The 2989-nt window shown below is 64.2% G+C and carries 2 protein-coding genes; one reads left to right on the forward strand and one right to left on the reverse strand.

Annotated elements, in window-relative coordinates; translation table 11 throughout:
- The coding region (locus AC2VOP_RS07475) for a PE-PPE domain-containing protein (RefSeq protein ID WP_486960374.1) at window positions 1–1211 on the forward strand (1211 nt) is incomplete at its 5' end.
- Between the two features lie 9 nt (window positions 1212–1220).
- On the opposite strand, the gene AC2VOP_RS07480 is transcribed toward AC2VOP_RS07475, so the two are convergent.
- A complete protein-coding gene (locus AC2VOP_RS07480; protein WP_486960375.1) occupies window positions 1221–2885 on the reverse strand; it encodes an acyl-CoA synthetase in 1665 nt (554 codons plus the stop codon).
- Window positions 2886–2989 lie beyond the last annotated feature (104 nt).

The raw sequence follows: 2989 nt of genomic DNA on the forward strand, positions 1-2989 counted from the left end.
TCACGCCCGAGGGCAACTATGCGCTCTACACCGGCGTGAAGAGCTTGACGCTCGACCAGTCGGAGGCCCAGGGCGTCACGATCCTCGACAACACGATCAAGGCGCACGTCGACGGCGAGCCCGGCAACCACGTCGCCATCCTGGGCGACTCCCAGAGTTCCACGATCTCGTCGATGCTGATGCCGCTACTGCACGAGCAGGGGGTGTCACCGGATCAGGTCGGCTTCGTGCTGCTGGCCGACCCTAATATGCCCAACGGCGGCCTCTTCGAACGCCTGGACGGGGTGACCATCCCGAGTCTGGGTATCACCTTCAACGGCGCGACCCCCGACGATCTCTACCCGACCAGCATCTACATGCAGGCATACGACGGGTTCGCCGACATTCCGCGCTACCCGATCAACTTCCTGTCCGACCTCAACTCGATTCTGGGCATCCAGTTCGTGCATCCGACGTATCAGGCTCTTTCGCCTGAGCATATCGGCGAGTTCAGCCTCTTGCCAGGATCTGCGGAACTGACCGGCGAGGGGCTGACCAACTACTACGCGCTTCCGCTCAGCGACGAAACGGTTCCCTACCTGCCGCTGCTGCAGCTGCTGCTGGATATTCCAGGCGTCGGCAAACCGCTGGCCGACTTCCTGCAGCCGATCCTGACACCACTGATCAACCTGGGCTACGGCGACCCCGACTACGCCTGGTCGACCAGCCCGGCCAACGTGCCCACCGAGTTCGGCCTGTTCCCGAGCTTCGACATGACGCTCAAGGCCCTCCAAGAGAGCGTGGCGGGGATCGGAACCGGGTTCAAGGATGCAATGGCCGGATTGGCGTCGCCCGGGCCGGCGGAGACAGCGGGACTGTCGCTGCCGAGCCTGGCGGACACGCTGAGCGGGCTGGAAACGATGGGCACGGCGTTGGCGGCCGACCCGGCAGGCGAGCTCACCCACATCGTCAACACGCTCACCGGAGCGTTCTCACAGGCCTACGCGACGTTGCTGCCGACAGCGGATGTGGCCACCGGCGTCTTGGTCACCATTCCAAATTACGACCTGCAGTGGTTCATGGACGGGCTCAAGGCCGGTAACCTCCTGGAGGCGATCGGTCAGCCGCTGGCCAATGACGTCTACCTGTACCAACTAGCGGGCGGTTTTGAAACCTTCGCGATGATCAGTGCGTTCCAAACGATCGGCAGCGATCTGCAGGGTCTGTTCTGACCTATCGGCTCAGCTTCCGGCCGTCACCTGGCCGGTATACACCTCATCGGCGGGCCGGGCTTCGGTCTGCTCCTTGGCCCAGCGGTAGTCCGGCTTGCCGGCGGGCGAGCGCTTCATCTCGTCGACCAGCCACAGGCTGCGCGGAACCTTGTAGCCGGCGAGCGCCGATCTGACGAAACTGTCCAGTGCGGCCAGCGACGGTCTGGTGCCGTCGCGAGGTTGCACCACCGCGGCGACGTGGTGACCGTAGCGGGGGTCCGGTACACCGACTACCAGCGCGTCGAACACGTCGGGATGACCCTTCAGCGCAGCCTCGACCTCTTCGGGGTAGATCTTCTCGCCGCCGCTGTTGATCGACATCGAGCCGCGGCCCAGCATGGTGACCGTCCCGTCGGCTTCGACCTGCGCGTAGTCGCCGGGGATGGCATAGCGAACGCCGTTGATAACCCGGAAGGTCTCGGCGGTCTTCTTCTCGTCCTTGAAGTAGCCGATCGGGATGTTGCCGCGTTTGGCGATCATGCCCCGCACCCGCGAGCCGGGCTGCACTTCGTTGCCGTCGTCGTCGAGCACCACGGTGGTCTTGTCGATCTTGACCCGGGGTCCGCCGGTGTTCGTCTCACCCTTGGCGACGACGCTGGTGCCGCCGAACCCGGTCTCCGACGACCCGATGGAATCGGTGATGACGCGATGGGGCAGCAACTCGAGCAGTTTTTCCTTGATGCTGGGTGAAAACAGCGCCGCGGTGCTGGCCATCAGGTACAGCGACGACAGGTCGTATTCCTGGCCGGCGTCGTTGGCGGCGACCAGCGCGTCCAGCAGCGGGCGGGCCATGGCATCGCCGGTGAAGAACAGCAGGTTCACCTTGTGGTCGCAGATGGTGCGCCACACTTGCTCGGCGTGGAATTCCGGTGCCAGCACCGTGGTCTGGCCGGCGAACAACGCCATCCAGGTAGCGGACTGGGTGGCGCCGTGAATCATCGGCGGGATCGGGTAGCGGATCATCGGCGGGTTGGCGGCGGCCTGATTGGCCAGGTCGTGTTCGTCTTTGACCGGCTCGCCGGTGACGAAGTCGGTGCCGCCGAACAGCACCCGGTAGATGTCCTCGTGGCGCCAGATCACGCCCTTGGGGAAGCCGGTGGTGCCGCCGGTGTAGAGCAGGTAGATGTCGTCGGCGCTGCGCTCACCGAGAAGCTCGCCGAAATCGCGTTCCGGCGATCCCTGCGCCAGCGCCGTGGAGAACTCGACACCGCCGTAGCGCCGATAGTCCAGGTCGGAGCCGTCTTCAACAACCAGGATGGTCTTGACGCGTGGGGTGTCCGGCAGCACCTTGGCGACTCGGTCGCTGTACTGTCGCTCGTGCACCAGCGCCACCATGTCGGAGTTGTCGAACAGGTAGCGCAGCTCAGCCTCGACGTAGCGGAAGTTGACATTGACGCCGATGGCCCCGGCTTTGACGATCCCGAGCATCGCGATGACGATCTCGTTGCGGTTGCGGCAGTACAGGCCGACCTTGTCGTCCTTCATCACGCCCTGGTCAATCAGGTAGTGCGCGAACCGGTTAGCCTTCTCCTCCAGCTGGGCATAGGTCAACTGTTCGTCACCGCAGATCAGGGCGATACGGTCGGGGACCACGTCGATAGCGTGTTCAGCGAGGTCAGCGATGTTCAGGGCCACGGACCCAAATTAGAACGTGTTACATTTCGACACAAGTCCCGCACAGTGGCGGAGAAAGGCGGACACCCGTGAGCGAGGCGCACGCCCTGGTCGAACAGCGCGGA

It is taken from the genome of Mycobacterium sp. TH-M106 (assembly GCF_057473765.1).